Source organism: Stenotrophomonas sp. Steno-C15 (assembly GCF_056393265.1).
On sequence record NZ_JBWJPF010000013.1, the window covers coordinates 1 to 22818 of the forward strand.

Genomic DNA, 22818 nt, shown 5'->3' on the forward strand with positions numbered 1-22818 from the left:
GCTGCGGGGCGCGCTGCTGCAACGCCCAGACGATGCCACCGCCAAGCAGGGTCAGCACTGCCGCGAACGCGCACACCCCCAGCCAGTCCCACGCGGCGTAGGCAAGCCCGCCCACACCGCCCAGCACGCTCGACCCCAGGTAGTAGGCGAACAGATACAGTGCCGAGGCTTCCGCGCGCATCATGCCCGCCCGGCTGCCGACCCAGCTGCTGGCGACCGAATGACCGCCGAAGAAGCCGAAGGTCACCAGCGCGATGCCCAGCGCCATCGTGGTCAGCCACGGCATCGCCAGCAGCGCGATGCCGGCACCGATAAGCACGAAGGAGATCGACAGGACACGCCCACGGCCGTACCGCGTGGCCTGTTGGCCCATCCATGCCGAGCTGAACGTACCGACCAGGTAGACGCTGAAGATCAGCCCGACCACGGTCTGGCTGAGGTGGTACGGCGGCGCCAGCAGGTGATAGCCGAGGTAGTTGTAGAGGGTGACGAATACGCCCATCAACACGAAGGAGGTGGCGAACAGCCACGGCAGGCCGGGATCGGCGAACAACGTGCGCCAGCGCGACGGCAGCTGGCGCAGGCCGCCGCGACGGGCCTGGAAATGCCGCGATGGCGGCAGCTGCAGCCACAGCAACACGGTGCTGGCCACGGCGATGATCGAGACCACGCCGATGCCCCAGCGCCACCCCCAATGGTCGGCGATGATGCCGGCGAGCAGGCGCCCGCTCATGCCACCAATCGCGTTGCCGCCGATGTACAGGCCCATCGCCAGGCCCAGTGCGCGGCTGTCCATTTCTTCGACCAGATAGGTCATCGCCACCGCCGGCACGCCACTCAGGGCCAGGCCCAGCAGGGTGCGCAGCACCAGCAGCGTGGTCCAGTCATCGACCAGGGCGGTACTCAGCGAGAGGATGGCCGAGGCCAGCAGGGCGACGATCATCAACGGCCTGCGGCCCACGGCGTCGGACAGCAGCCCGGCCAGCAGCATCGCCACGGCCAGCGTGCCGGTGGTCAGTGACAGCGACATCGCGCTGCCGGCGGCGGAGACGCCGAAGTGGCGGCTGAACTCGGGCAGCAACGGCTGCACCGTGTACAGCAGGCCAAAGGTGGAGAAGCCGGCCAGGAACAACGCGACCGCAGTGCGGCGGAACGCTGGCGTGCCCTGCTGGATGCGCGTCTCGGGGCTGGAATCGGCAGGAGGGAAGCGACGTTCGGGGGCCGCGGCGGTTTCGCCAGTCATGGGATCGATGGGCCGTTGGGGGCGGCCGGGGTGGAGGGAACGGGCCCCAGACTAGGCCCGTCCACCCAGTCGATCCATAACCTGAAAAGTCAGGATTGATATCCCTGACGTATCGATTCAGCTCACAGGTGCTGCCACTGGAAGCCATCGCCACGGCGGTAGTAGACGGCCACCGCGCGCCCGTAGACTTTGTCGGCGTCGACAAAGCCGAAGAAGCGGCCATCGAAACTGTTGCCGCGATGATCCCCCAGTACCAGCAGCTTGCCGGCCGGTACCACCAGATCCGCAATGTCGGGACCACCGCCCATGTCCAGGTCCAGGCGGGCACGGCGGCTGCCGAAGGCCTCCACGTCCTGCAGGTCGGCCATCTGCAGCGGGTGGCCGTTGATGCTCAGATGGCCCTCGTGCAGTTGCACGTGGTCGCCGGCCACGGCGGCGACCCGCTTGATCAGGCGGGTGCCGTCGGCAGGCGAATCGAATACCGCCACCTCGCCGCGCTGCGGCTGGCCGGTGGACAGCAGGGACGTGTTGGTGAACGGCAGGCGCAGGCCATAGGCACGCATGTCCACCACCACCCGGTCACCGGGCTGCAGGGTCGGCTGCATCGAGCCACTGGGCACCACGTAATGATTGGCGAGGGTGTCGCGGGCGGCGGCGAGCAGGCCCAGCATGAGCAGCAGCGGCAGCGCCTCCTTCTTCAGCCAGGCGAGAGCGCGTTGCGGGAACGGCGGTCGGGCAACAGCATCCATGTCAGGTTCCGATGGGGTGGCAGGGTCTTCAGACCCCATCCGGGTGCAAGAGGTTCCCGGTCGCGCCGGGCCATGCCCGGCCGAGTGTTGGAACGGCCGCGCCATGTGCTCTCCGGGCATGGCCCGGCGCTGCCGATGCAGGGTTACGCAGGTTTTACGCCCGGGCCCGGCGCCCGCCATCGCACCTTTACGGGCACTGCGCGCATCGTCTGCCCACCGCGCCGAACGGCGCTTTCCGCAAGGTGTTGTATGACCCTCCTGGTGATCCGCCACGCCTCTTCATCGGCACCGCGTCCGCAGCTGCCGGCGCAGTTGTCCGGCCACCGCGTGCTGTGCAGCGACTGCGCCAGCCTGTCCGAAGTGCGCCAGTGCCTGTGCCAGCCGCAGGCGCGCTCGGCCGACTGGGTACTGCTGGACGTGGGCGTGGCCGACGAGGCGCAATGGCAGGCCGAGGGCAGCGCGCTGCAGGCCGCCCTGGAGCGGCTGCCGGCGCAGTACATCGAGCTGCAGAGCGCCCGCGAACCCGGCCTGGACGCGCGCCTGCGCCTGCAGCATGGGCCGGCCGCGGTGGTGGTCGACCAGCGCAGCCAGCAGGCCGGTTATCCGCTGTCGCTGGCCATCGTCGGCCGCCGCCTGGCGCAGGAGGGCTGAGCCATGTCGATCTTCATCATCCGCGGCCCGGAAGCGGCCGGCACATTGATCCGTACCGCACTGCCGCTGCCGGCACCGGTACTGAAGTCGCTGGTACACCGTGCGATCGATGCCGGCACCAGCGTGGCCATCCGTGCCTGCGGTTCGGAACAGGAACTGCTGGATGCCCTGCGCGTGGCCGATCACAGCCGCGGCGAAGTGACATTGCTCGATCCCGGCGCGTGTGCCGGCAGCCTGCGTCTGCAGCGCCTGCTGCCCTATCTGCACAACGCCTACGTGGAGGTGCATGACGACGGCGCGGTGGCTGAGCCCTGTCTGCCGGCCGGCATCGGCCAGCGCCTGGGCATCGCCGCCGGCTATGGCGCGCAGAGCTACGTGCTGGCGCTGGATATCGCACTGGATCACCTGGGCCTTGCCGAACAGGCGAACCGGGTGCACGTGGGGACGTAACGCTGCAATCAAACTACACAGCTAAGCGTTGGGCAGATGCAAATCCGAAGAAGCGGTGAACATGTTTCGCCGCTTTCCCCACAATTTAGGTCCTCCAAACGGAGGCAGCTCATGCGATGCTGTAAGCAATGGAAAGTTGCACATCGTGCAGACGAGCGCCTACCACAAGGAGGATCACGCGAATGATTGACGCATCTCCCGGCATTCCGCCTCACATTGCCTTGCTCCTCAATGAAAAGTTCGAATTTTCAGATCATCGAAGCGCTGCCAGAAAACTAAAGGGTATGCTGCGAGAGCTGAAGGACCAAGCTGTCGTAGAAGACATCCTTTCAAAGAAACCCAATGAATCTGATGAGAGAAATTTCAACGCCATACTAAGCGGAGGCCTAAACCTCTTCGCCGGAGAAGGCGCTTGCCAAGCCCTACCTTGTCGGGTCAGCTACGCGACCCAGATCTCTCGAAGTATTGCGCTAATGGCTGACACAGTCACGGCGAGCGATTCAATATTCGAAAAAATAATGAGACTGCGTTCAAGACCAAGAAACGACGAGATATACCCTCTTCTGTCTGATCTAATCGTACTGAAGACAATTTATCCACTCATTGAGGCGGGACTATTCAAGTTCTCCCCTCCTTTCATTGGAGCCTGCTCAGGATGCATGAAATCATTCAACGAGAAAATTGAAGAAATCACAGATCGCGCCTTTCTCCAATTAGGGAAGGAGATAAAAGTCGAGCGCGGCTCAAATGGGACTTCAATGGACTTTGCTTCAGTATATACCCCTGCTATCCACATATACATTGACGAAGAATTTGCAAAATCAAACAGAGACGATGAAATAATAAGATCTGTCCTTAGAAGCTCAATTCGCTCCATCTTTCTTGACGCAAAAAGCGCAAGCTGGCTCAAAGGAAGCGTATTCTCCAACTCAAACGCAGGAATAACTGCGCTGCTGTCTGAGGATGGCAGAGTACTTGACTCATGGGATCTTAGAGCATTCTCCGCTGACCGAGCGGCGAATCTTCCGTGGGTTTCAGGATTGACTGTTCGTCAAACTCTAGAACTGAGAAACGAAGCAAAATCCGCGTTGCCAGCTCTCCGAGAGTTCATGGCTAGAAGACTATCGTCGCCCGACAATTCACAACAAGCGACGAACTGGGCGGACACCGTTGCCGAACTTCGAGATCAAGCAGCGCAGGTCCGATCTGAGCTGGCCATTGCAACCTCACGCTCGAGATCCCTTCAACGAAACGCAATTGGCATTCTTGGCCTATGTGTATCAGCAGTGTGCCTTGCGACGGAAGGTCCTGGCTCCGCAATTGGCGGCTTGCTTGGAACGCTCGGACTGGTTCACTCGGACTCTTCGCCGATAAGTGAAGCAAAAGCGAAGCCCGGCTATGTGCTTGTTGCGGCGGAAGATATTCTCCACCATGCCAGTTAGAAAAACGGCGGGGTCGCCCCCGCCGTTTTCGCTTTCTTACTTCAGCCCACGGAACTTCAGCAGCGGTTCCACCGACGGGTCCTTGCCGCGGAAATCGCGGTACAGGGTCGACAGCTCCACGCTGTTGCCGCGCGAGAGGATCTTGTCGCGGAATTGCTGGCCATTGGCCGCGGTCAGGCCACCGTGTTCGGTGAACCACTGGTAGGCATCATGATCCAGCACTTCGGCCCAGAAGTAGGCGTAGTAGCCGGCCGAGTAGCCACCGCCCCAGATGTGGTCGAAGTAGGTGGTGCGGTAGCGCGGCGGAACCTGCGGCAGATCGACCTTGAACTTCTTCAGCGCGCTGGCTTCGAAGGCTCCGACATCCTGCAGCGGCGCGTCGGCCTTCTGCGTGTGCCAGGCCAGGTCCAGCAGCGCAGCCGACAGGTACTCGGTGGTGGCGTAGCCCTGGTTGAAGCTGCGCGCCTTGAGGATCTTGTCGACCAGTTCCTGCGGCATCGGCTCGCCGGTCTTGTAGTTCTTGGCGTAGTTGGCGAACACCTTCGGATCCAGCGCCCAGTGCTCGTTGAACTGCGACGGGAACTCGACGAAATCGCGCGAGGTGGCCGTACCGGCGATCGAGGGGTACTTCACGTTCGAGAACATGCCGTGCAGGGCGTGGCCGAACTCGTGGAACAGGGTGGTGACGTCGTCGAAGCTCAGCAGCGCCGGCTGGCCTTCGGCCGGCTTGGTGAAGTTGCAGACGTTGTAGACCACCGGCTTGGCGCCGGTCAGGCCATCCTGCTCGACGAACACGTCCATCCACGCGCCACCGGACTTGCTGTCACGCTTGAAGTAGTCGGTGTAGAACAGGGCCAGCGAGGTGCCGTCCTTGTCGAACACTTCGTACACCTTCATGTCCGGGTGGTAGGTCGGAATGTCGGTACGTGGCTTGAAGGTGATGCCGTACAGCTGGGTGGCGGCGTAGAAGACGCCGTTCTGCAGCACGTTGTCCAGCTCGAAATAGGGCTTGATCTGCGACTCATCCAGATCGTACTTGGCCTTGCGCACCTGCTCGGCGTAGAAGTCCCAGTCCGAGGCCGCAACCTGGAAGCCGCCCTTCTGCGCGTCGATCACCTTCTGGATCTCGCCGGCTTCGGCACGTGCCTTGGCGGTGGCAGCCGGCACGGTGTCGGTCAGCAGCTTCAGCGCGGCGGCCGGGGTCTTGGCCATCTGGTCGCCCAGCTGGTAGTCGGCGAAGGTGTCGAAACCCAGCAGCTTGGCCTTCTGCGCACGCAGCTGGGCCAGGCGCTGCACGGTCTGGCGGGTATCGTTGGCATCACCGCGCTCGGCGCGGGTTTCCGAGGCCTTGAGCACGGCGGCGCGCTGGTCGCGGTCGCTCAGCGAACCAAGCACCGGCTGCTGGGTGGTGTTCTGCAGCGGCAGCAGGAACTTGCCGTCAAGCTTGCGCGCCTTCGCATCGGCAGCTGCGGTGTTGATCGCGTTCTCATCCAGGCCGGCCAGCTTGGCCTTGTCGTCCACGATGACGGCAGCGGCAGCGGTGGCGGCGACCAGGCGGGTATGGAACTGGGTGGAAAGCGTGGTCTCTTCCACGTTGAGCTTGCGCAGGCTGGCCTTGTCGGCGTCGGACAGCTGCGCACCGGCACGCACCAGGCCGTCGTAGTAATGCTCGACCAGGCGCTTCTGCACCGGGTCCAGGCCCAGCGTGTCACGCTGGTCGTACAGCGACTTCACGCGTGCGAACAGCTTCGGGTCGAGGCTGATCTCGTCCTGGTGCGCGGCCAGTTTCGGCGCGACTTCTTCCTGGATCTTCTGGCGCGCATCGTTGGTATCGGCCTGCACCAGGCCGAAGAAGATGCGCGACACGCGGGTCAGGGTCTCGCCGCTGCGCTCCATCGCCACGATGGTGTTGTCGAAGGTGGCCGGCTCGCTGTTGTCGGCGATCTTGCGCACGTCGGCCAGGTGCTGGCGCATGCCTTCCTCGAACGCCGGCAGGTAGTCGCTGTCCTTGATCTTGTCGAACGGCGGCGCCTGGAACGGCAGCGTGCTGGCGCTCAGCAGCGGGTTGGTGGAGGCATCGGCCGGCTGCTGGGCCGGGGTATTCTGGGCTGCGGACACGGGGGTGGACTCCTTGCCGGAACAGGCCGCCAGCGCCAAGCTGATGGCGGCGGCCAGGACTACGGTACGCGACATGTAAAACGCTCCTTGGGCAGACGGGATGGGATGCCGACCGTCCACCCTACTCCTGTCGCGCTCGCCCGGCATGTGCCGGACGTGGCGTCTGGACCTTCACTGGCGGCCGGCTCAGACCGTACCGCGGGTCTTGCCGATCCAGGGCCGGTAGAACTCGCGGATGGCGGCCATGTCGGCCACGTCATCGCCGGTGGGATGGAACAGCGGACCGACGCCGATGACCTTCTCCGGATAATGGAAATAGGCGGTCAGGATCGGCACGTCGGCCATCCGCGCGATCTTCAGGAATCCGGCCTTCCATTCCTTGACCGCCTTGCGGGTGCCTTCCGGGGTGATCGCGAACCACATCCTGTCGTTGTTGCGGATCAGGTCCACTGCCTGGCCGACGGTTCCCTGCGGCGAGCTGCGGTCCAGCGGGATCACGCCCAGCCGGTGCAGCAGCGGGCCCAGCGGCCACCAGAACAGCGACGCCTTGCCCAGCACCTTGACCTTCATGCCCAGTGCGATCTTGGCCGCCATGCCCCAGAACCCGTCCCAGTTGGACGAGTGCGGGGCGATGATGAAGACCAGCTTCGGGATGTCCGGCAGGGTGCCGACCACCTTCCAGCCGCCCATGCGCAGGGTGCAGCGCGCCAGCCAGCGCAGGAACGGGTTGGATCTGACCTGCGGCATGTTCGGCGGGATGGCCGGCAGCAACGGAGTCGGGTTGTTCAAGCAATCACTCCCAGTCACGTGAGGAGCGCCCGCGCTTGATCTGCGCGCGCCCGCGTTTGGCGTCCAGACGACGCAGTTTCGACCCGAGGGTCGGCTTGGTGGCCTTGCGCGGTTTGGGCACGCTCAACCCGGCCTGGATGAAGGCCGCCAGCCGCTCGCGCGCATCCTCGCGATTGCGATCCTGGGTCCGGAAGCGTTGCGCGTCGATGACCAGCACGCCTTCGCCGGTCATCCGCCGGTCACGCCGCGCCAGCAGGCGCGCGCGCAACGGTTCGGGCAACGAGGGCGAGTTGGCCACGTCGAAACGCAGTTCCACCGCGGTGGACACCTTGTTGACGTTCTGGCCACCGGCACCACTGGCACGCACGAAACGCTCGACGATCTCGCCGTCGGGGATTTCAAGCTGCGCGCTGATGGTGACCGGTCCATTGCCCATCCGCGCATTGTAACGGCAGCCACGTGGCGGAGTGCGGCATCGCGCGCCGTATGCCGCCGATCAGGCACCGAACACGCCGCCTTCGCCTTGCCAGCGGGTATGCTGGCCGTCCCATGTACCGCAGGAAGCTTCGCATGATCCGCTCCGCATCCACCCTGCCCGCCCTGCTGCGCCGTGCTGCCCTTCTGCTGGCGCTTGCCGTGGCCAGCGCCCCGGTCCTGGCCGCCGCGCCGACCGACGGCGACATCAACCGCCTGCTGTCGGCCTCCCGCGCGCAGAGCATGATCGACACCATGCTGCCGCAGATCGAGGCGATGCAGCAGCAGCAGTTCCAGCAGGTCGCGTCGCAGCGCCAGCTCAATGCCCAGCAGCAGGAGCAGCTCAAGCGCATCCAGGCACGGACCAGCCAGACCCTGCGCCAGGCCCTGTCATGGCAGCAGCTGCGGCCGATGTACGTGGATCTCTACAAGAAGACCTTCAGCAAGGAAGACGTGCTGGCGATGGCCGAGTTCTACGAGAGCCCGGCGGGCCAGAGTCTGCTCGACAAGACCCCGGCGCTGATGCAGAACGTGATGGTGGCCATCCAGTCGCGCATGCAGCCGCTGTTCGCCGACCTGCAGAAGGATCTGGAAGCGATCGTCAACGAGCCGGAAAAGAAGTGAGGCGGTAGCGCCGGGCCATGCCCGGCGCTGCCTTCACTCCACCCGCCAGCCGAACAGGTCCAGTGCCTTCTGGAATTCCCGGTCCAGCGGCGCCCGCACATCCACCGTGCCGCCCTCGGGATGCGGAAAACGCAGGCGCTCGGCGTGCAGCAGCATGCGGTGCACCCCCTGCATGCGGAAGATGCGGTTGTGGCGGCCGTCGCCGTGGCTGGTGTCGCCGATCATGTGGTGCGAAAGATGCTTGAGATGCCGGCGGATCTGCCGGAACCGTCCGGTCTGCGGCTGGCAGCGCAGCAGCGCATAGCGCGAACGGGCGAACTCGCCGACCGGCACCGGCAGCTCGCCGGTAGCCAGGCACTGGAAGTCGGTGATGGCAGGCTTCTTGACCGGTTTTCCGGGGCCGCCGTCGAGGTCGTGGTCGACCCGCCAGGACGCCTCGGCCGGCCAGCCGCGGCAGATCGTCAGGTAGTCCTTGGCCACCTCGCCGCCCATCAGGGCCTTGCCCAGCGCACTGGCGGTGTCACGGTCGAAGGCCAGCAGCAGGCAGCCACTGGTGGCACGATCCAGCCGATGCACCAGAAAGATCGGGCGCCCGAGCTGCTCACGCAGGCGATCGGCCAGGAAATCATCTTCGCCACGGGCCAGCTTGCTGTCATGGACCATCAGCCCGGCCGGCTTGTCGACCACCGCCAGGCGTTCATCCAGGTGCAGGAGCCGAAGGGGGGCGGTGTCGGTCTCGACCGCGGCGAGGGTATCGGGTTCGGTGCTCACCGCGCGATTATACGGGCGGCCTGTATGGGGTCAGATCCCTTTTCCTGCGGAAAAGGGATCTGACCCCGGGTTTGTGCCGCGAGGCAGTCAGGCGTTGCGCACGGCCAGCAGTTCACCGTTGCCCACCGGCACCAGGCTGACGCTGAAGTTCGCGTCCGCCTCCAGCAGCGCCCGCAGCGGCTCCATCTGTTCGGCGTGGGAGATCGCGTTGTCCACCACCAGCAGGCCACCGGGCCGCAGCACGCGGCGCAGGTGCGGCCACCAGCCAGCGTACTGCTCGCGATCCGAATCGAGGAACAGCAGGTCGATGCTGGCATCGGCCGCCTGCGCCAGCCACGCCCCGGCGTCAGCGTGCACCAGGGTGATATGCGCCTGCAGGCCGCTGCGGGCGAAGGTCGCGCCGGCCAGGGCCACCTTGTCGGCAGCGTACTCCAGCGTGGTCACATGGCCGTCGATGGCAGCGGCAGCCTCGGCCAGCCACAGGGTGGAATAGCCGTTGGAGGTGCCTATCTCCAGCACGCGCCGGGCCTGTCCGAAACGTACCAGCAGCGACAGCAGCGCACCGGTATCCGGCGTGATGTTGAGCATGCGCCGGGCCCGCTCGCTTTCGCGCGCATCGTTGTCGGCGCCAAAGCGCGCCAGTTCGTCCTTGAGCGCCTGCAGCACGGCGGCTACTTCCACCACGCCCGGGCCAATGCGGCCACACCCACCGCGCCCGACAGCCAGCTCCACATCGGCAGGTCGCCCCAGTACCAGCCGGGCGGCTGCAGCACGTACATCAAGGCGGCAATGGCAAGCAGGCCGACGCCGGTGATGGCACCGACCGCATGCTTCTGCAGGCGCTGCACGCTGGCATCGAGCGATACCAGATCGCGCGAGCGCATCGCCAGCTCGTGACGTCCCTCCACCTGCTGGGTCAGCCAGGCATGCACCAGGCGGGGCATGTCCGGTGCGTGGGTCATGATTTCCGGCAGGCGCTTGCCGAGCTCGCGCATCACCCTGCGCGGGCTGTAGCGCTCGCGCAGGATCTTCGCCAGTACCGGCTTGGCCACCGCCCAGATATCGATCTGCGGGTCGAGCTGGCGACCGACGCCTTCGATGTTCAACAGGGTCTTCTGCAGCAGGATCAGCTGCGGCTGCAGCGTCAGCTGGTAGCGCTGCGCCACGCGGAACAGCTTCATCAGCACTTCCGCCAGCGAGATCTGCGACAGCGGGCGGGTGAAGTACGGCTCGCACACCGACCGCACCGCCGCTTCCAGGTCGTCGATGCGCACGTGGTCCGGCATCCAGCGCGCCTGCACGTGCAGCTCGGCGATGCGGCGGTAGTCGCGGTTGAAGATGGCCATGAAGTTCTCGGCCAGGTAGTACTGATCTTCCTGCGACAGCTGGCCCATGATGCCGAAGTCCAGCGCGATGAAGCGCGGATCGCTGCGGCGTGCCGGATCGGGGTCGACCCAGATGTTGCCGGCATGCGCATCGGCGTGGAAGAAGTTGTCGCGGAACACCTGGGTGTAGAACACCCGCACGCCCTTGGCGGCCAGCGCCTTGCGATCGATCCCGGCGGCGTCCAGTGCCACGATGTCATCGGAGGGAATGCCCCACACGCGCTCCAGGGTCAGCGCGCGCTCGGCCGTGTGGCTCCAGATCACTTCCGGCACGTACAGGTCGTCGGAGTTCTCCCAGAAGCGGCGCAGCACGCTGGCGTTGGCGCCTTCGCGCTGCAGGTCCAGCTCGGCGGCCAGGGTGTTCTCCACTTCCGCCACGACTTCGCGCGGGCGGATCTTGTCGGCACGAGGGTGGGTGCGCTCAACCAGCGCGGCCAGTGAATTGAGCAGGGCGATATCGGCGTCGATCTGCTTCTCGATGCCCGGGCGCAGCACCTTGACCACCACCTGGCGGCCATCGGCCAGCGTGGCCGCATGGACCTGCGCGATCGAGGCCGACGCCAGCGGTTCGGTATCGAAGCTGGCAAAGGCTTCGCTGACCGGCAGGCCCAGCGCGTCCTCGACGATGCGGCGCGCGGTGTCGCCGTCGAACGGCTTGACCCGGTCCTGCAGCAGGGTCAGTTCGTTGGCCACGTCCGGCGGCACCAGGTCGCGACGGGTCGACAGGATCTGCCCGAACTTGACGAAGATCGGACCCAGGTCCTGCAGCGCCAGGCGCAGGCGTGCGCCACGCGATTGCGCGGCGATGTCGGCCGAGGCCCGCGGAACGAAGGGTTTGGCCAGGCGCAGCCAGCGTTCGGCCGGCGTGTCCTGCAGCAGGTCATCCAGGCGGTAGCGCAGGATCACCCGGCCGATGCGGCTGGCCCGCAGCACCGCCTTCATGCCGCACCCCGCAGGCGCTGCACGCGTGCACCCAGGCGCTCGACATCATCGCGCAGCACATCCACATCGTCGTGGAACGCGTCCAGCTCGGCGCGCGGCACCACGTCGCGCGATTCCTCGGTAATGAATTCGGCTGCACTGTGCGCCAGATCGATCACGCCCTGGCGGGCGTGCTGCAGCGCGCCGCGCAGTGTGTTGGCCACCTGTACGCCCAGCACCTCGCCGAACACGCTGACGAACGGCTGCTGCCAGTCCGGGTCGAAGCCCTTGGCCAGCTGCTGCAGGCGGCGCGCCAACTCGGCATCGCCGGCCACGCGCACGCGTCCCTTGCCGGTGCTGTCGGCGCGCCGGGCATTGGCCAGCAGCGGCAGCTGGGCCAGCACCCCCGACAGGCTGCTGCGTACGGCCAGATCGGCTTCCTGCGCATCCACCGGCCCCACCCGCAGCTGGTCACCGTCAACGCTGATGCGCATGGCCAGCGCAGGAGCCTCCAGGGTCAGATCGATATGGCGGCCATCCAGACCGGCCAACGCGTGGCGGGTATCCGGATCCAGCGCCAGGGCGCGGTTCAGGGCGATCTGCAGGGCACGGCCGGCGACCGGCTTGAGGGACTTGAGCAGGGAAAGAGCCATGGCCCCATTCTACCTTCGTGGGTGCCGGGCTTGGGCCGGGCAGCGCGGATGGGTGCGGGTTCATCTCCGCCTCACCTGCCGGGCGAAGGAAGGTCCATGCTGTGGGGCCACGCAACGTCCAGGACATCGCATTGCCCATGAGCAGGACCCGGGTCGGCATCATTTTCGGTGGTACGTCCTCCGAGCACGAAGTCTCGCTGCAGTCGGCGAAGAACATCCTCGACGCACTCGACCACGAGCGCTTCGAGCCGGTGCTGATCGGCATCGACAAGCAGGGCCGATGGCATCTGAGCCAGGCCGGGAGCTTCCTGCTCAACGCCGATGATCCGGCGCGCATCGCGCTGCGCCGGTCCGGCGTCGCGCTGTCGGTGCACCCGGGCGCCGGACAGGCGCAGCTGCAGCCCGCCGATCCGGCTGCCGTGCTCGGCCAGATCGACGTTGTCCTGCCGATCGTGCATGGTCCGCTGGGTGAGGATGGCGCGCTGCAGGGCCTGCTGCGCATGGCCAACCTGCCCTTCGTCGGTTCACCGGTGCTGGGCTCGGCCGTGGCCATGGACAAGGACGTGACCAAGCGCCTGCTGCGCGATGCCGGCCTGCAGGTGGCGCCCTGGCAGTGCATCCGTCGCCACCAGGCTGCGAACATCGATGTCGACGGCGTCATCGCCCAGCTCGGTCTGCCGCTGTTCGTGAAGCCGGCCAACCAGGGTTCGTCGGTGGGGGTGAGCAAGGTCAAGGACGCTGCCGGCTTCGCGGCCGCGCTGGAACGGGCGCTGCGCTACGACCACAAGGTTCTGGTGGAAGCGGCCGTGGCCGGCCGCGAGATCGAATGTGCGGTGCTCGGCAACGAGCAGCCGCAGGCCAGCGTGTGTGGCGAAGTGGTGGTGCACGACGAGTTCTATGCCTACGACACCAAGTACCTCAACGAGAACGGTGCCGACGTCGTGGTCCCGGCCGACATCGATGATGCCACCCAGCAGCGGATCAGGCAGATCGCCCTGCAGGCGTATCAGGCGCTGGAGTGCGCCGGCATGGCCAGAGTGGATGTGTTCCTGACCGGCGATGGCCGCGTCGTCATCAACGAGGTCAACACGCTGCCGGGCTTCACCCGCATCAGCATGTACCCGAAGCTGTGGGGCGCCAGTGGCGTGGATTACACCACGCTGATCACACGCCTGATTGAACTGGCCCTGGAACGGCACGAAGCCGATCAGAGGCTGCTGTAGGCCAGGCAGTACCCGGTACTACAGGAAACAACCGCTTCCGCCGGAGCAGTGCCGGCCATCGACCGGCACTGCTCCGGGGCTCACTAGCCGCGCTTGCGGAACATCGAGATCACCGCCAGGACCAGGAACACCACGAACAGGATCCAGGCAATGTTGCTGGCCGCGCCGGCGATGCCGGAGAAACCGAGCACGGCGGCGATGATGGCGATGACGAAGAAAATGACGGCGTAATGCAGCATGGCGCTCCTCGCAGATATTCGGCCGTGGGTGGCGTGGGGTCCATCCTCCCGGTCCGGCGGTGTGCAACCGGTGATGGCCGGTTCTGCGCGCGATGAAGTCTTCAGCGCCGTGAGGCTGCCGTCATGACGACGCGGCCTGCAGCCGACGCAGCCCTTCCTCGATGCTGACCTGCGGCACATAGCCGAAATCACGGCGCGCCGGCTCCATGCTGTACCAGTGCGGCGTGCACAGCTGCTCGGCGAGGAAACGCGTCAACGGCGGCTCGCCGCGCAACCGCAGCAGCGGCCACAGGCGCTCGCAGATCGCACCGATCCGGTAGGCGGTCCTGAAGCTGATTGCCTTCTCCACAGGCGGGGCGCCCACGGCCTGCAGCAACTTGTTGACCAGCTCGCGCATCGGCAGTGGCTCGCCATTGGAGATGAAGTAGGCCTTGCCGGCGCAGGCCGCCGCCGGGCCCAGCGCCTCGAATGCCAGGAAGTGCGCCAGCGCGGCGTTGTCGATGTAGGTGGTGTCGACCTTGTTGCTGCCATCACCGACCAGGCGCAGCCGGCCCTGCCGTGCGCGCTCGGCCAGGCGCGGCACCAGCTGCTGGTCGCCCGGCCCCCAGATCAGGCGCGGGCGCAGCGCCACCGTGGCCAGCGTCGCGTCGTTGGCGGCCAGCACCCGTTGTTCGGCGATCGCCTTGGTCGCCGCGTACGGCGCCTGGAAATCCTCGCCGTAGGGCACCTCGTCCGCGCCCAGTCCTTCCACGGGGTGGGTGGCACGATGGGTCACGCTCGGTGTGGAGGTATAGACCAGCCTGCCGATGCCATGCGCACGGCAGGCAGCGATGACATTGTCGGTGCCGACCACATTGGCCTGGTGGTAGCTGTCGTAACTGCCCCAGGCGCCGGCCTTGGCACCGTTGTGGAACACCGCATCGACACCGGCCACCGCATGCAGCACGGCCTGCGGGTCCGCCAGGTCGCCACGGATCTGGCCCACTCCCAGCGCCTGCAGCGCCGGGTAGTGGCTGCGGTTGAATGCCAGCACCTGGTGGCCGCGCTCGACCAGCCCGCGGCACAGCGCCTGGCCAAGGAAACCACCACCACCGGTGACCAGGATCTTCATGCGCGCTTCTCCAGTTCGGCGCTGGCCCAGACGGCGAGCTTCTCGCGGCCGATCTTGGCGTTGTGACGGATATCCACGGGAAACGCCGGATGCACCAGGAAGTGCTGCAGCCCGGCCTCGGGCAGGCGTGCGCCGGCAAGGGCGCGCAGCGCTTCATGCAGCGCCGGGCTGTCGGACTGTCCACGCTGCAGCTCCACGCACAGGACCGGCACCTGCGCGCCCGCGGGACCCACGCCGACCAGCGCGGTGCGTGCCACGCCCTGCACCGTGTTGAACACCGGCTCGACCTGTTCGGTGTAGAGCGGGCCGTGCGGGGTCTCCACGCGCTGGGTCTTGCGTCCGCAGAACCACAGACGGCCCTGCGCGTCGAAATAGCCGACATCGCCCATGCGATGCACGATGCGTGTACTGCCATCGGCCAGCGTTTCGGCAATCTTCGCCGCAGCGGTGGCCTGCGGGCGATTGAAATAGCTGTCGGTGGCGGTGGGGCCGGCCACGGTGATCTCGCCCACCTCGCCGGTGGCCAGCACGCGTACCTGCGACCAGTCGGCCAGCGGTGCATCGTCGATGGCGATGATGCGCACTTCGTTCGGGGCCACCACGTTGCCCACGCAGGTACCCGCACCGCCCTCGGTGGCCGCACGGGTGCGCTCCAGTTCATGGCCTTCCACCACCGCCACCGGCAGGCATTCGGTGGCACCGTACGGCGTCCAGAACTGCGCGCCGGCCGGCAGCAGGCCACGGATGGTGGCGACCACATCCGGCGGAACCGGGGCACCGGCCGAGGTCACCCGGGTCACCGACGGCAGCGGCCGGCCATGGCGGGCCAGGACCCGCATCAGCGCAGGCGAGCCGAACAGCTGGGTCACGCCGAAGCGTTGGATCGCATCATGCAGGCGTGCCGGATCGGCCTGCGCGGGCCGCGTGGGGTCCATGTCCGGGATCACCGAGGTCAACCCCAATGCGGGATCGAACAGGGCGAAGGGCGGGAAGGTCGGCAGGTCCACCCCGCCGGCCTCCATGCCGAAGGCGCTGCCCAGCAGCTCGATCTGGCCCAGGAAATGGCGATGGCGGTAGACCACGCCCTTGGGCACGCCCGTAGAGCCGCTGGTGAACAGGATCGCGGCCATGTCCTCGCCGTCGGTGGCCGCCAGCATCGGCCCGGCCTGCGCGCCCGCGCGCTCCAGCGCGGCCAGGGTGGTCCCGCCCCAGGCCAGCCGCCGTCCCACCGTGACCAGGCGGGTCGCCGACGGCGCCCAGCGCAGCGCCAGCCGTGCCACGTGGGCCAGCGGGATGCCGATGAAGGCCTCCGGCTGGGCTTCGTCCAGGCACTGCTTCAGCGCGCGCCGGTCGATGCCGGGATCGACCAGCACCGGCACCGCACCCAGCTTGAACAGGGCGAACATCAGCAGGAAGAACTCCGGCGAGGGCCGCACCATCACCACCGTGCGCACGCCGCGCCCGATCCCGTAGCCGGCCAGGCCGGCGGCCATGGCGTCGCTGCGGGCATCCAGCTGCCGATAGTCCAGGGTCACATCGTAGGCCGCCATGCCGTTGCCGGCGCCGCGGCGGCCGGGGCAGCGGATGGCGATCTGGTCGGGGCGTTCACGGGCCAGTTCAGGCAACCGCGCAGCAATGTTGCAGGGTCGGTTCATCCGTTCATTGTCGCCGCTTACGGAATTTCTTGCGCGGCGGCTCACTTCGTGGAAAATCCGCAGCCTCGTTCCCGATTCCGACTGCCGCCCGAGGCGGCTTGCCCATGCAACACCCCTGCATGACCTGCGGCGCCTGCTGCACCCAGTACCGCGTGGCCTTCCACTGGATGGAATCGGACGAGGTCACCCCGGGCGGCGTGCCCCACCAGCTGACCGAAGTGCTCGACCCGCATCGCCTGTGCATGCGCGGCACCCACTCCAAACCGGTGCGCTGCGTGGCACTGGATGCGCAGATCGGCGTGTATTCGCGCTGCACGATCCACCCCAACCGGCCCAGCGTGTGCCGCGAAGTGGATGCCTCATGGGAGTACGGCAAGGCCAGTCCACAGTGTGACAAGGCCCGCATCGCCTACGGCCTGGACCCGCTGACGCTGGCCGACTGGCGCTGGCGCGACGAGGCGGACAACGACGACGATCATCCGGACGACAACGGCAGCAGCCCGTCGTCTCCGCCACAGGCGCCGATCGCGGCGTGACGGTCGGGGTCGGGCCCGTTTCCGGCACGGAAGGGCTCTGACCCCCTGTACGACAACGCCGGGCATGGCCCGGCGCTACCGAGGGGATCCGATCAGATCGGGTTCGCGTCCAGGAAGGCGCGGATCTCCGGCACCAGCACCTCGTGCTTGTCTTCCAGCACGTAGTGGCCCGCGTCCTTGAAGGCATGCACCTGGGCCTGCGGCAGCGCCGCCTGGAAGCCCTGCAGGAAATGGTGGTCGAACACGAAGTCGCGCAGGCCCCAGCCTATGAAGGCCGGGCGATCGGCAAACGACGGCAGCGCCTTGCCTGCACGCTCCAGCAGCGACCACGCCTTGTCGGCCGGGCCCAGCGGAATGTCCTGCATGAAGCGGATGGTGCTGATGCGGTTGGCGTAGCTGTTGTACGGCGATACATACGCGCGGCGCACGTCGGCGGGCATCTTCCGCTCCACGCCCAGCCACGATGCGCCGGCGGAGAAGGCATTGAAGGTGCGGATGATCCACTCGCCGATCTTCCAGTGCCGTCCGAGCGCGATCTGCCACGGCATCTTCTTCGCTGCCGGCATCGGGAACGCGGCGGTGTTGAGCACCACCAGCCGCTTGACCTGCGCGTGGTGCGACAGCGCCCAGCCAAAGCCGATCATGCCGCCCCAGTCGTGCACGGCCAGGGTCACCGGGCCGGTGATGCCCAGGTGCCTGAGCAGCGCATCCAGGTCATCCACGCGCGATTGCAGCGTGTACGCATAGCCACGGTCATCGGGCTTGTCCGACAGGCCCATGCCGATATGGTCGGGCACGATGCAACGGTACTTGTCCGACAGGCCGGCCACCAGCGTGCGCCAGTAATAGCTCCACGACGGATTGCCGTGCACCATCACCACCACCTCACCGTCGCGCGGGCCCTCGTCGAGATAGTTCATCGACAGGCCGGGGCGGACCTCGAAGCGTTGGGGATGGGCGGGGTAACCGGGAAGCTTGGACATCGGGTCGCACCTGTAAAAAGGGCCGGTAGTACCGGCCCCAGGATTCAACGCAGGGGTCTGTTTACCAGACCACTTCGGCCATCGAGCAGTTCAGGCCCGAGCCGATGCCCAGAAGCGCGATGCGATCACCCTTCTTCAGCTTGCCCAGCTGCTTGAGCTTGCTCAGCACGATCGGTACCGACGCCGGGCCGATGTTGCCGTGCTCGCCGAAGATGGTCATGACCTTCTTCGGGTCGATGCCGAAGTTCTTGATGAACGCTGCGGTGTGCGGCTGGCTGACCTGGTGGATGACGAACTGGTCCAGTTCTTCCACCGCCCAGCCCAGCGCGATCTTGGCCGCAGTGAACGTCTTCTGCGCCAGCTTGATGCCTTCGATCAGCAGCAGGCGGGTGTCGGTCACCATGCGGTCCAGGTTGCCCAGGCACAGCTGGTTCCATTCGGTCGCCGAACGGGTGACGCCGCCCTTGTAGCGCGGGGCATCCGGCACCAGTTCCGAGCGCGCCATCACCATGGCGGCAGCGCCCGAACCGGTGGTCAGCGCCGCCAGTTCGTTGCGGAAATCGTCGGCGGTGACGTCCGGCGCGGTCATGCGCTCCAGCGTCTTCTCGTACACCAGGTTGGCGGTTTCGCCATCCACCACCAGCGCATAGTCGATGTCACCGCGCTCGATCATGCGCGCCGCGATGTCCATGCCGTTGATGAAGGCCAGGCAGGCATTTGCGACATCGAACGTCATGCATTCGTCGCTGACACCCAGATTGCCCGAGACGATGGAGGCCGTGGACGGCTCCAGGTAGTCGCGGCTGACCGAGGTATTGACCAGCAGGCCGACCTGGGTGGCTTCGATGCCGGCATCTTCCAGTGCCTTGCGACCGGCCATGGTGGCCGCGTCCGAGGCCAGCACGCCGTTGTCCCACAGGCGGCGGGCGTGGATGCCGGCGATATCGCCGAGCACGTCGGTGCGGATGCCCAGCCGGTCCAGCGTCGGCTGCAGGCGTTCGTTGATTTCCTTCGTCGTCAGCGTATGAGGCGCATCGACGTGTGCCAGGCCGGCGATCGAGACATTCTTGAAGAGCATCGAGGTTAGCGCCAAGGCTCAGGCAAAAGGGGGCGCTATTCTATAACCCCCCGGGCCTTCACCGCATCTTTACGAATTCAGGCTTGCCCGTATGGTGAAGGATTCAGCGCGGCGGGCACTGGAAGGCGGCAAAGCGCTGGCTGCCATCGGCAGGCGGTGCGGCGGCCTGTACGGCATTGGCGCCAGCGCTGGGGGCCTCGTTGCGGGCCAGCGTTTCCAGTTCTTCCTGCACGCGCAGCGGGTTGCGGTTGTAGAAGCCGACCTTGCTCTTCACGGTGACCACCACCTCGCCCTTGGTGATGCAGCCGGTCGGCGCCGGCCCGGCCGGCAGCACGCGGACGGTCTTCCCGGCCGGTTCGATCGGCACCCAGGTACAGGCGGTGACGGTGAGCAGCAGGGAGGAAAGCAGCAGAACGCGCATGGGCAGATCCTGGAAGGGTATGAGGGGGATTCTGCCTGAACCGCCTGAATCGAGGGTAGCCGGGAGGCCTGCCCGCCGTGGCGGGCAGGCCTGTCCCTTACTTCTTGACCGGCTTGCCTTCGGCATCCAGCACGGTCACCTCGCCCAGGTTCAGCGCGCGCACGGCCGCCTCGGTCTGCTTGAGGTCGCCCACCACTACCCAGGTCAGCGCCTGCGGCTTGATCTCGGCCGCAGCCTGCTGCACCTGGGCCGGCGTCATCGCCTCGATCTCGGCCTTGCGACGCAGCACATAGTCATCCGGCCGCTTGAACTGCACGATGCTGCTGATGGTCGCGGCGACCGCACTGGCGGTCTCATAGGCGCCCGGCAGGCTCAGCGTCTGGATGTTGCGGATGCGGTTGACCTCGGCAGCGGTGGCCGGCTTGCTGCCCGTGCTGAACTCGACGATTTCCTTCTGCATCTCGGCCAGCGCCGGGCCGGTCTTGTCGATCTGCACGGGGGCACTGGCCGCCCACGGCCGCTGTCCGACCGAGTTCGGCGCACTGCTGCGCGCGCCATAGGACCAGTGCTTGTCCTCGCGCAGGTTCATGTTCAGGCGCGAGGTGAAGTCACCGCCGATCACACCGTTGGCGATATCGAAGCGGGTCGAGCTGGCGTCACTGGACGGCGGCACCACCTGGCCGGCGAACAGGTTTGCCTGCACCGCACCCGGCTGATCGATCAGGAACACGCGCGGGCCCTTCGGCAGCGCCACATCGGTGGCCGCCTTCACCTGCGGCGCATCGCCCGTGGCCTTCCAGTCGCCCAGCTGCTTGTCCAGCAGGGGCACGATCTCGGCCAGCGTGGTATCGCCAACCACGATCAGGGTGCCATCCTGCGGGCGCAGCCAGTCGCGGTGGAAGTCGACCAGATCCTCGCGGGTGAGGCTGCTGATGGCCGCTTCATCGCCGCTGCCAGTGAACGGAATGGCGTACGGATGGCCTTTGCCGTACAGCAGCGGCGGCAGCACGCGCATGGCCACCGCGTTCGGGTTGACCTTCTCCTGCTGGATGCCGGCGATCCAGGTGGCCTTGACCCGGTCGATCTCGGCCTGTTCGAAGCGCGGCTCGCGCAGCAGATCGCGGTACAGGGCCAGCGATGGCACCAGGTTCTCCTTCAGTGCCGACAGGTCCACGGTCACCGAATCCAGGCCGGCACCGGCGTCCAGGCTTGCACCCAGCGCATCGGCGGCATCGGCGAAGGCCAGCGAGCCGAGCTTGCCGGCGCCTTCGGTCATCAGGTTCATGGTGAAGTTGGCGGTGCCCGGCTTGCGGCCCTGGTCGGCGGTGAAGCCACCCGGGAACTGGTAGCTGAACTGCACCACCGGAATCTCGTGGCGCTCGGCCAGCACCACCTGGGTGCCGTTCTTCAGCGTGGCGCGCTGCAGGGCGGGGAACTTCAGCTGCGGGAATTCACGGGTCTGCGGCACGCCGGCCTTGCGGTCCACCTGCTCCGGCAGAGTGCTGTACTTCGGGTCCACCGCCGGCACGTTGAACGGCTTCGGCGCCTGTGAGGGATCTTCCTTCAGCGCCACGCGCTCGCCCGGTTCGACCACCAGCGTGTGGCTGCCGACGTCCAGCCACTGTGCGCCCAGGCGCTTCAGGTCGGCCGCGGTCGCCTTGTCGATGTTGGCCAGCGACGTGCGGAAGCAGCCCGGGTCGCCGGTGTAGACCGCGCATTCGGCCAGTGCGTCGGCCTTGCCACCGAAACCACCGATGCGCTCGATGCCGCGGATGAACGCTGCGCGCGAGCCGGTCTTGGCACGCGCCAGCTCGTCGGCCGTGGGGCCCTCCTTGATCAACCGGTCCAGTTCTTCGTCGATGATCTTCTCGACCTTGGCCGGATCCTGGCCCTGCTTCACCGTGGCCATGACGATGAAGTTGGAACCCAGCTGCGAGGCGTAGGCGCCGGCGCTGATGTTGTCCACCAGCTTGTCCTGGTGCTGCAGTCGCTGGCTCAGGCGCGAGGACTTGGCGCCGCCGAGCACATAGGCCAGCAGCTGCAGCTGGTCGACGTCGGTGGTGCCGACCTGCGGCACGTTCCAGGCGCGGTAGATGCGCGACTGCGGCACCTTGTCGGTCATCGTCTCGCGGGTGTCGGCCGGGCGCTTGGCCACGTCGACCTTCGGCTGCGCCATGCTCGGACCGGCCGGGATGCTGCCGAAGTAACGGGCCACCTTCTCCTTGGCGGTGGCCACGTCGATATCGCCCGCCAGCACCAGCACCGCGTTGTTCGGGCCATACCAGGTGCGGAACCAGGTCTTGACGTCATCCAGCGAGGCCGCGTTGAGGTCGTTCATCGAGCCGATCACGCTGTGGTGATACGGGTGGCCGGCCGGGTACATCGCACGGTTGAGCTTCTCCCAGGCCTGGCCGTAGGGCTGGTTCTCGCCCTGGCGCTTCTCGTTCTGCACCACGCCGCGCTGCTCGTCCAGCGCGGCCTGGTCGATCGCACCGAGCAGATGGCCCATGCGGTCCGACTCCATCCACAACGCCATGTCCAGCGCGGTGGTCGGCACGTTCTCGAAGTAATTGGTGCGATCGGTATTGGTGGTGCCGTTCTGGCCGGTGGCACCCACCTGCTTGAACGGTTCGAAATACTCGCCGTCGTGGTTTTCGCTGCTCTGGAACATCAGGTGTTCGAACAGGTGGGCGAAACCGGTGCGGCCCGCAGGCTCGTCCTTGCTGCCGACGTGATACCAGACGTTGACCGCCACGATCGGCGCCTTGCGATCGGTATGCACGATCACGCGCAGCCCGTTGGGCAGGGTGAACTGCTCGAACGGAATATCGACCTTGGCCGGCGTGACCGTCTTGGCCGCCAGTGCAGGAGTGGGCGCGAGCGTGCCCAGGGCAGTGCTGAGGGCAACAGCGAGCAGTGCAGCACGCGGGCGCAGGGCGAGAGACATTTCCGGATCCTTGGTCACGTTGGTGAAGCCCGATCCTAGCGTGCCCATCCGGTGCCCGGAATCCGCCAGCAGTCACTGGGGGTGTTTGCCCCCGTAGCCGTTCAGGGCCTTGTCGGCGGCCCCCGACAGCAGTCACGTCTCCCCCGCCCCTGCGTCCGGACAGTGTCCGCGCCCCCTCGGATGGACAGGTGTCCGCCCCGCGGACACTTTCCGACGGGAGAAAAACCCTTTCAAATCAATGATTAAAAGTTGGCACGGGGTTTGCTTGGTACTTCCTGCGCCAAGAAGGGCTTCAGACAAAAGCTGACTGAAGACTGAACAAATGCAAGAAATCGAAAATTTCCCTTGCATCCCC

Annotated in this window: 22 protein-coding genes; 6 read left to right on the forward strand and 16 right to left on the reverse strand. The window is 66.4% G+C overall.

Annotated features, from left to right (window positions below):
* Both AC06FB_RS11345 and lepB read right to left on the reverse strand, forming a co-directional pair.
* On the reverse strand, positions 1-1243 hold a 1243-nt coding region (locus tag AC06FB_RS11345; protein WP_478053708.1), incomplete at its 3' end, for an MFS transporter.
* Between the two features lie 122 nt (positions 1244-1365).
* Positions 1366-1992 carry a signal peptidase I gene (gene lepB, locus AC06FB_RS11350; protein ID WP_065174178.1) on the reverse strand — a complete coding sequence of 209 codons (627 nt, stop codon included), beginning with the start codon at positions 1990-1992 and terminating at the stop codon, positions 1366-1368.
* A 249-nt stretch (positions 1993-2241) separates the two neighbouring features.
* Between lepB and AC06FB_RS11355 the strand changes: the two genes are divergently transcribed.
* From AC06FB_RS11355 to AC06FB_RS11365, 3 genes are all read left to right on the forward strand, one after another.
* The gene (locus AC06FB_RS11355) at positions 2242-2643 is read left to right on the forward strand and encodes a hypothetical protein (protein WP_065174177.1); all 402 of its coding nucleotides are present in this window, start codon (positions 2242-2244) and stop codon (positions 2641-2643) included.
* Positions 2644-2646: 3 nt separating this feature from the next.
* On the forward strand, positions 2647-3093 hold the full coding sequence (locus tag AC06FB_RS11360) for a hypothetical protein (protein ID WP_053518439.1): 447 nt from the start codon (positions 2647-2649) through the stop codon (positions 3091-3093).
* Positions 3094-3275: 182 nt separating this feature from the next.
* A complete protein-coding gene (locus AC06FB_RS11365; RefSeq protein ID WP_285311662.1) occupies positions 3276-4535 on the forward strand; it encodes a hypothetical protein in 1260 nt (419 codons plus the stop codon).
* Between the two features lie 36 nt (positions 4536-4571).
* Here the strand turns inward: AC06FB_RS11365 and dcp are convergent, their stop codons facing one another.
* The 3 genes from dcp to arfB form a co-directional block, all read right to left on the reverse strand.
* Entirely contained in the window at positions 4572-6728 is a 2157-nt protein-coding gene (gene dcp, locus AC06FB_RS11370) for a peptidyl-dipeptidase Dcp (protein ID WP_478053709.1), read from the reverse strand.
* 111 nt (positions 6729-6839) lie between these two features.
* Complete coding sequence (locus AC06FB_RS11375) at positions 6840-7442, reverse strand: lysophospholipid acyltransferase family protein (RefSeq protein ID WP_053518437.1); 603 nt, start codon at positions 7440-7442, stop codon at positions 6840-6842.
* Positions 7443-7446: 4 nt separating this feature from the next.
* Positions 7447-7878: an alternative ribosome rescue aminoacyl-tRNA hydrolase ArfB gene (arfB, locus tag AC06FB_RS11380; protein ID WP_111186528.1), complete on the reverse strand. Its 432-nt coding sequence runs from the start codon at positions 7876-7878 to the stop codon at positions 7447-7449.
* Positions 7879-8012: 134 nt separating this feature from the next.
* Between arfB and AC06FB_RS11385 the strand changes: the two genes are divergently transcribed.
* Complete coding sequence (locus tag AC06FB_RS11385) at positions 8013-8540, forward strand: DUF2059 domain-containing protein (RefSeq protein ID WP_065174175.1); 528 nt, start codon at positions 8013-8015, stop codon at positions 8538-8540.
* Between the two features lie 33 nt (positions 8541-8573).
* Here AC06FB_RS11385 and AC06FB_RS11390 read toward each other — a convergent pair whose 3' ends face one another.
* The 4 genes from AC06FB_RS11390 to AC06FB_RS11405 form a co-directional block, all read right to left on the reverse strand.
* Positions 8574-9311 carry a pseudouridine synthase gene (locus tag AC06FB_RS11390; RefSeq protein ID WP_053518434.1) on the reverse strand — a complete coding sequence of 246 codons (738 nt, stop codon included), beginning with the start codon at positions 9309-9311 and terminating at the stop codon, positions 8574-8576.
* 87 nt (positions 9312-9398) lie between these two features.
* Positions 9399-9977 (reverse strand): O-methyltransferase, encoded by a 579-nt coding sequence (locus AC06FB_RS11395; RefSeq protein ID WP_111186527.1) that lies wholly within the window; start codon positions 9975-9977, stop codon positions 9399-9401.
* A 5-nt stretch (positions 9978-9982) separates the two neighbouring features.
* On the reverse strand, positions 9983-11638 hold the full coding sequence (gene ubiB, locus AC06FB_RS11400) for a ubiquinone biosynthesis regulatory protein kinase UbiB (protein WP_065174173.1): 1656 nt from the start codon (positions 11636-11638) through the stop codon (positions 9983-9985).
* Positions 11635-12270, reverse strand: coding sequence for a ubiquinone biosynthesis accessory factor UbiJ (locus AC06FB_RS11405; RefSeq protein ID WP_053518430.1), 636 nt, complete (start codon positions 12268-12270; stop codon positions 11635-11637). Before AC06FB_RS11405 ends, ubiB begins: the two co-directional genes overlap by 4 nt.
* Before the next feature lie 137 nt (positions 12271-12407).
* Here AC06FB_RS11405 and ddlA point away from each other — a divergent pair, with 137 nt between their 5' ends.
* Positions 12408-13493 carry a D-alanine--D-alanine ligase gene (gene ddlA, locus AC06FB_RS11410; RefSeq protein WP_478053710.1) on the forward strand — a complete coding sequence of 362 codons (1086 nt, stop codon included), beginning with the start codon at positions 12408-12410 and terminating at the stop codon, positions 13491-13493.
* An 83-nt stretch (positions 13494-13576) separates the two neighbouring features.
* Here the strand turns inward: ddlA and AC06FB_RS11415 are convergent, their stop codons facing one another.
* The 3 genes from AC06FB_RS11415 to oleC form a co-directional block, all read right to left on the reverse strand.
* Positions 13577-13732: a DUF1328 domain-containing protein gene (locus AC06FB_RS11415; protein ID WP_004153593.1), complete on the reverse strand. Its 156-nt coding sequence runs from the start codon at positions 13730-13732 to the stop codon at positions 13577-13579.
* Positions 13733-13853: 121 nt separating this feature from the next.
* Positions 13854-14843 (reverse strand): 2-alkyl-3-oxoalkanoate reductase, encoded by a 990-nt coding sequence (gene oleD / locus AC06FB_RS11420; protein ID WP_111186525.1) that lies wholly within the window; start codon positions 14841-14843, stop codon positions 13854-13856.
* Complete coding sequence (gene oleC, locus AC06FB_RS11425) at positions 14840-16498, reverse strand: olefin beta-lactone synthetase (RefSeq protein WP_053518426.1); 1659 nt, start codon at positions 16496-16498, stop codon at positions 14840-14842. Before oleC ends, oleD begins: the two co-directional genes overlap by 4 nt.
* Before the next feature lie 104 nt (positions 16499-16602).
* Between oleC and AC06FB_RS11430 the strand changes: the two genes are divergently transcribed.
* Entirely contained in the window at positions 16603-17034 is a 432-nt protein-coding gene (locus AC06FB_RS11430; protein ID WP_053518425.1) for a YkgJ family cysteine cluster protein, read from the forward strand.
* A 92-nt stretch (positions 17035-17126) separates the two neighbouring features.
* Here the strand turns inward: AC06FB_RS11430 and AC06FB_RS11435 are convergent, their stop codons facing one another.
* The 4 genes from AC06FB_RS11435 to AC06FB_RS11450 all read right to left on the reverse strand — a co-directional run bounded on the left by AC06FB_RS11435 (position 17127) and on the right by AC06FB_RS11450 (position 22463).
* Positions 17127-18017 (reverse strand): alpha/beta fold hydrolase, encoded by an 891-nt coding sequence (locus AC06FB_RS11435; protein ID WP_053518424.1) that lies wholly within the window; start codon positions 18015-18017, stop codon positions 17127-17129.
* 61 nt (positions 18018-18078) lie between these two features.
* Positions 18079-19095, reverse strand: a complete 1017-nt coding sequence (locus AC06FB_RS11440; protein WP_008264841.1) for a 3-oxoacyl-ACP synthase III — start codon at positions 19093-19095, stop codon at positions 18079-18081.
* A 103-nt stretch (positions 19096-19198) separates the two neighbouring features.
* Complete coding sequence (locus AC06FB_RS11445; RefSeq protein ID WP_053518422.1) at positions 19199-19516, reverse strand: DUF4156 domain-containing protein; 318 nt, start codon at positions 19514-19516, stop codon at positions 19199-19201.
* 97 nt (positions 19517-19613) lie between these two features.
* Entirely contained in the window at positions 19614-22463 is a 2850-nt protein-coding gene (locus tag AC06FB_RS11450; RefSeq protein WP_053518421.1) for a M16 family metallopeptidase, read from the reverse strand.
* Positions 22464-22818 lie beyond the last annotated feature (355 nt).